We start from the raw sequence: 5,539 nt of genomic DNA, 5'->3' as shown, positions 1-5,539 counted from the left end.
CGCCAACCCCGTCCCGTCCGGTCAGCCCGTCTTCCCGACGTCGGCCAGCCGGTTGTTCAGCCGGTCCACCTCGTCGAGGACTTCGGTCGCCGCCCAGGCACGGCTGCGCTTGGACTGGGTGACGGGGGTAATGACCTCGGCGGTGGAGAGCCGCTGCAGTGCGGCGTACACGGAGCTTTCGGCGACGCCGGCAATGTGGGCTGCGCTGTGGGCCTCGAATACGGGCCGCTCCAGCAGCCACGGAATGATCTTCTCGTCCGCGGATCCTCTGCGTGGCCTGGCCAGCTCCAGCCACATCGCCGGCAGCGCATCGAGGGCGGCGACGGATTCGCGGGCGGCATCCGAGGCGCGGATGGCGGAACGGGCCAGGTAGAGCACGAACGGATCGGCATCACCGGAGCGGTAGTTGTTGAGCAGGCTGAAGTAGGTGTCGACGTCGGCAACCATCGCCGACGCGATTGGGGTGACGGTGTTCCTGGTGAGCCCACGACGCCGGGAAATCGCCCCGATGAGTGCCCTCCCGATCCGGCCGTTGCCGTCGGTGACCGGGTGGATGGACTCGAAGTGGGCGTGCGCGATCGCCGCCTGCGCCATGATCGGCAGGTCGCGGCGGTTGCAGAAGACCATCAGGTCTTCCATCAGGTCCGGCACGAGCTCCGGCGGGGGCGGGACGTGGATGGCGCCCCGCGGTGAATGGTCACTGCCGCCGATCCAGTTCTGAACCTCCCTGAACCGGCCGGCGTGTGGGCCGTCCATCGGGTCGTTCTTCATGAGCGTGTGATGGGCGGCCAGCATTGCCTCCAGCCGGATCTCGCCGGTTCGCCCGGCGTCGTCGATCATCCCTTGTACGGCGTCGGCGGCAGCCACCATGGAGCGGGCGTCGTCGCTGGCCTTGAGCCCGATCATGGCCCGGGCGTAGTCATCGCGGTTGGCGTTGACGTGCTCGATTTTGGAGGAGGAGACCGCCTCGCTGCGGAGCAGGAACCCGCTAATGGCGGCCATCCGCGTGCCGGCGGTGACGTCCAGGGACGCGATGGCGACGGCGGCCTCTTCCAGGGCGACGATGGTCTCACGCCCCGGATCGAACCAGCTCCCGGCGATCAAGGGTGGCAGCGAGACCACCACCTCGGTGAATTCCCGGTCTTCGCGCGGCGGCCGCCCGGACGACTTCCACGGCATCATCTTGCTGCCGTGCGCGGGCCAGCGGGTCATGGATCCTCCGGAAATCTAAATAGTCACCCTACTATTTAGATTTTAGGGGCTAAACATGAATAACGCGACGCGTGCTTCGGAAAACCTGCCTTGGCGGGGCGCGCTGCCCTCGATCGTCCCGCCCTAGGAGCCGGCCTCCCTCACGTCCGGCCGCGTGGCTTCCTGCAGCACCCAGCGGTTGCCATCCGGGTCGCTGAAGTACGCGAAGGCGATTCCACCCATGTCCTGGACTTCGCTGATTTCCGCTCCCCGCCGAAGCAGCTCAGCCCGCGTGGACGCCATATCGGGGACCACCAATTGCAGGCCCTCCAGGCTGCCCGGCGGCATGCTGGTCATTCCGGTGCCGACGACGATGGAGGCGGCGGAGCCCGGTGGCGTGAGTTGCACGACCCTCATTCCCGGGATGTATTCGACGTCGTGGTCCAGAACGAACCCGAGTCGGTCCGTATAGAACGACTTGGCCTTGTCCACGTCACTGACGGGTACTTGTACTACCTCGAGGCGCATCTCCATGCGGCTCACAGTACCCCTGATTCCTGCTGCGCACAGGACCACCACGGCCGGTGTAACCTCCGGCATCCCCGGCGCCCTGAAAGCTGAATTACCCGGGGTGGCAGGTGGCGGCGGCAGCCCAGATACCTGACCAGTCCTTCGCCGCCTCGGATATTCCCGTCGGACTCAACGCCCTCCTCCCCTGGTTCCGGCCGACGATCGCCGTCGGCCTCTTCAACGTGGTGGGTGAAAGGCGCGGATTGCGGGTCCCGTAATTGCACCGGGTTCACGAATATGCTCTCCACAGCCGCCACAACACGGCGTGCATCGCACGGCGCAACACGCGTTGCTGCCTGGGACTCGACAAGGGGATGGATCCAGATGCTGTTGGACCAGCTTTCCGCAATACTCGCCTGCGCACTCTTGGCCGGCCTGGCTGTTTTCCAGGTGGCGCTGATCGCCGGAGCACCGCTGGGGAGAATGGCGTGGGGCGGTCAACACCGCGTCCTCCCGGCCAAACTCAGAATCGGGAGCGCAGCATCCATTCCCCTGTATGCCCTCTTCGCTTATGCGGCGCTGGCCAGGTCCGGCTTTGTCCCGCTGTTGGTCAGCGAATCATTTACTGCGATCACCATGTGGGTGCTGACGGCATACTTCGTGCTCGGCGTCCTTATGAACGCAATCTCCCGGAGCAAACCCGAACGCCTCGTCATGACCCCCACCACGATCGCCCTTGCAGCCCTCTACCTGGTCATCGCACTCCACTGATCTCGTGCCGGTGACCGACGAAGGCCAGCCCGTGGACGGCCCTGCCGACCGTGCCGGGCACGGCGTGGCGGGAATGCGCCAGCGCGTCGCACTCTAAGGCGGTATCTTGCGCGCGAGACCCCTGACCAAGGGTGGATGGTCCGTGACCGCGCGGTTCCCGCTGCAGGAAGGAGCCACTTGGAAGCCGTAGCTGCCTCGTCCACGCGGCCGATCCGGGTGCTGCTCGTCGATGACCAAACACTCGTCCGGACGGGCTTCCGCATGGTCCTGGAAGCCCAGGACGGCGTGGAAGTCGCCGGTTAAGCCGCCGACGGCAGCAGTGGCGTCGACATGTGTCGAGCTCTGGCACCGGACGTCGTGCTGATGGATGTGCGAATGCCCGGCACGGATGGGATTGCCGCGACCCGGCGCATTGTGGAGGAGTGCCCGAACTCACGGGTCATTGTCCTCACGAGGTTCGATCTCGACGAGTATGCCTTCGCGGCCCTCCGGGCCGGTGCCAGTGGTTTTCTGCTCAAGGATGTGGGGCCAGCTGAGTTGCTCGTTTCCCTTCGGGCCGTCGCCGGAGGAGACGCCGCCATTTCCTCCCGGGTCAGCCGCCGGATGCTGGACCTCTTCAGCCAAAGGCTTCCCTCCGGCCCCGGGCCGCGGGTGATGAAGCGGTGGCATCACTGACACAGATGGAACGGGAAATACTCTCGGCCATTGCCCTGGGACTTACAAACACCGAGATCGGGGAACCACTGACTGTGGCGGAATCAACAGTCAAAACCCACGTGGGCCGCATCCTCATGAAACTCGGGCTGCGCGACCGTGTGCACGCCGTCATCTTCGCCTACGAACATGGCCTGGCCAGCTACCGGCGGCCGGACTGACTGCTGGTCCGAGGGCGAGAAGTGCACCTATAGGACTCGGCGGGACGATCAGGCCTGGCTCAGCGCCTTGGCCTTGACGGCGTCGAATTCGGCCTGGGTCAGGGTGCCGGCGTCGAGGAGTTCCTTGGCCTTTGCGATTTCCTGGGAGGGGGACGACTTGGCCACGGAGCGGATGTATTCCGTTGTTGCAGCTTCGGCCCGCTGGGCACTGCGGGCCTGGCGCTCGGCCATGCTGCGGCCCCGCGCGATCAGGTACACGAGAACCGTGAGGAACGGCACAAAGACGAGGAAGATGATCCACACAGCCTTGAGCCAACCGCTGAGTTCGTGGTCCCGGAAAATATCCGAGATAACTGCAAACAGCGCGAAAAGATACGCGATGAACGCGAATGACCAAAAGAACAGCCAAATGAAGTTCCAGAATTGCTCCACGGGAGCCATCCTTCCGTTCTGAGGACGCCCTGCTGGCATCCTTAAGCGCCAAACTAGCCCCCCGGGCCGTACGCCGTTAGGACCAAAGGGCCCGAATTCAGCGCGGGAGCGCCACTGTGCGGGGTCAGCAGAAGGAAGTGCGGAGCAGGCGCGGGATGGCGGAACCGGAAGCGGCGGGCCTAAAAGAAGTGCAGCTCACTCGCCGCATCCGGCGAGGGGTGCACCACGGGAGCCTGGCCAAGTTCGAGCAGGATGTCGTTAATACTCAGCTGGCCGTCCAGCTGAGGATCCAGCTGCACCGGAACACCAGCCTCCGGAACGGCGTCGCTACTCATGCCACGATCATATGTGCGGACAGCCCCTGGGCCGGGGGGCCACGCCGACCGGGATCACGGACGGGGGTCCCCCCGGGGCCACGCGGACCAGGGGCGTCATGCGCCGTCGTAGGCCTCTGCAGGGCGGCGATGTCCAGCTTGCGCATGGCGAGCATTGCCTGCATCGCACGCTGGGCGCCGTCGGGGTCGGGGCCGGCGAGCAGTTGTCCCAGCACGGCCGGAACCACCTGCCACGAGACCCCGTACCGGTCCTTGAGCCAGCCGCACTGGCTTTCCTGGCCGCCGTCGGTCAGGGCCGACCAGTAGCGGTCCACTTCCTCCTGCGACGCGCAGTCGATCACAAAGGACACCGCCTCATTGAAAGTAAAGGCCGGACCCCCGTTCAATGCCGTGAAGGTGCGCCCGTCAAGCAGGAACTGAACGGTGATGGCTTGGCCGGCGGGCCCGGGACCGCCGTCGCCATACCGCGAGACATCGAGGATTTTGCCGCCGTCGAAGATGGAGACGTAGTACTCGGCGGCTTCCTCGGCCTGACTGTCGAACCACAGGCAGGTGGTGATCTTTTCGCTCACAGCGCTCCCCTTGCGTTTGCCGTGCCGCCGGCAGACTCCGGCGGCGATCAGCGGCATGGGGCCGAGCCTAGCCCGGAGGTGACTTCACACACAACGGTGCCCGCCCGGAGCCCATCCTGACGGGACTAGGCTTGGATGTATGCCCTCTCCAACCCCCAGACTCCCCCGCCCGTCCGCCCAGGACGCTCCCCATTCCGGCCTCCGGCCCGCGCAGACAGCAGCCCTGGCCGCATGCGCGGATGCACTCCTGATTCTGCTCTTCGCGGCGATCGGGCGCGACGCGCACCAGCGCGGGGAAATTATCACCGGCGTCTTTGCGACGGCGTGGCCGTTCCTGGCAGGCGCGGCACTGGCATGGCTGGTCCTGCGGCTGTGGCATGACCCCCTGCGGGTGTGATCGAGGATTTTGCCGCCGTCGAAGATGGAGACGTAGTACTCGGCGGCTTCCTCGGCCTGACTGTCGAACCACAGGCAGGTGGTGATCTTTTCGCTCACAGCGCTCCCCTTGCGTTTGCCGTGCCGCCGGCAGACTCCGGCGGCGATCAGCGGCATGGGGCCGAGCCTAGCCCGGAGGTGACTTCACACACAACGGTGCCCGCCCGGAGCCCATCCTGACGGGACTAGGCTTGGATGTATGCCCTCTCCAACCCCCAGACTCCCCCGCCCGTCCGCCCAGGACGCTCCCCATTCCGGCCTCCGGCCCGCGCAGACAGCAGCCCTGGCCGCATGCGCGGATGCACTCCTGATTCTGCTCTTCGCGGCGATCGGGCGCGACGCGCACCAGCGCGGGGAAATTATCACCGGCGTCTTTGCGACGGCGTGGCCGTTCCTGGCAGGCGCGGCACTGGCATGG

6 protein-coding genes and 4 pseudogenes are annotated in these 5,539 nt (G+C 65.9%); 4 read left to right on the top strand and 6 right to left on the bottom strand.

Annotated features, from left to right (window positions below):
* Positions 1–21 precede the first annotated feature (21 nt).
* Both Y706_RS0111710 and Y706_RS0111705 read right to left on the bottom strand, forming a co-directional pair.
* A complete protein-coding gene (locus tag Y706_RS0111710) occupies positions 22–1,212 on the bottom strand; it encodes a Fic family protein (RefSeq protein ID WP_028276737.1) in 1,191 nt (396 codons plus the stop codon).
* 123 nt (positions 1,213–1,335) lie between these two features.
* Positions 1,336–1,725 (bottom strand): VOC family protein, encoded by a 390-nt coding sequence (locus Y706_RS0111705; RefSeq protein WP_028276736.1) that lies wholly within the window; start codon positions 1,723–1,725, stop codon positions 1,336–1,338.
* A gap of 360 nt (positions 1,726–2,085) precedes the next feature.
* Between Y706_RS0111705 and Y706_RS0111695 the strand changes: the two genes are divergently transcribed.
* Both Y706_RS0111695 and Y706_RS25075 read left to right on the top strand, forming a co-directional pair.
* A complete protein-coding gene (locus tag Y706_RS0111695; RefSeq protein ID WP_043436042.1) occupies positions 2,086–2,472 on the top strand; it encodes a hypothetical protein in 387 nt (128 codons plus the stop codon).
* Between the two features lie 261 nt (positions 2,473–2,733).
* Positions 2,734–3,347 (top strand): annotated as a pseudogene (locus Y706_RS25075) (response regulator transcription factor).
* Between the two features lie 48 nt (positions 3,348–3,395).
* Here the strand turns inward: Y706_RS25075 and Y706_RS0111685 are convergent.
* The 3 genes and pseudogenes from Y706_RS0111685 to Y706_RS25070 form a co-directional block, all read right to left on the bottom strand.
* Positions 3,396–3,788: an SHOCT domain-containing protein gene (locus tag Y706_RS0111685; protein WP_043436041.1), complete on the bottom strand. Its 393-nt coding sequence runs from the start codon at positions 3,786–3,788 to the stop codon at positions 3,396–3,398.
* Between the two features lie 170 nt (positions 3,789–3,958).
* Positions 3,959–4,114 carry a hypothetical protein gene (locus Y706_RS28800; protein WP_156945122.1) on the bottom strand — a complete coding sequence of 52 codons (156 nt, stop codon included), beginning with the start codon at positions 4,112–4,114 and terminating at the stop codon, positions 3,959–3,961.
* Between the two features lie 113 nt (positions 4,115–4,227).
* Positions 4,228–4,686: pseudogene (locus Y706_RS25070) on the bottom strand (glyoxalase family protein); the annotation flags it as partial.
* 139 nt (positions 4,687–4,825) lie between these two features.
* Between Y706_RS25070 and Y706_RS29565 the strand changes: the two are divergent.
* Positions 4,826–5,074 (top strand): annotated as a pseudogene (locus tag Y706_RS29565) (DUF3054 domain-containing protein); the annotation flags it as partial.
* Positions 5,075–5,116: 42 nt separating this feature from the next.
* Here Y706_RS29565 and Y706_RS30210 read toward each other — a convergent pair.
* A pseudogene (locus tag Y706_RS30210) lies at positions 5,117–5,238 on the bottom strand (hypothetical protein); the annotation flags it as partial.
* An 82-nt stretch (positions 5,239–5,320) separates the two neighbouring features.
* Here Y706_RS30210 and Y706_RS30205 point away from each other — a divergent pair.
* On the top strand, positions 5,321–5,539 hold a 219-nt coding region (locus Y706_RS30205; RefSeq protein WP_043436040.1), incomplete at its 3' end, for a DUF3054 domain-containing protein.

The organism is Arthrobacter sp. I3, assembly GCF_000520575.1.
GTDB classification, from domain to species: domain Bacteria; phylum Actinomycetota; class Actinomycetes; order Actinomycetales; family Micrococcaceae; genus Arthrobacter; species Arthrobacter humicola_A.
Note: the sequence above shows the minus strand (reverse complement) of the source record. Positions and strands in the feature narration are given on the sequence as shown.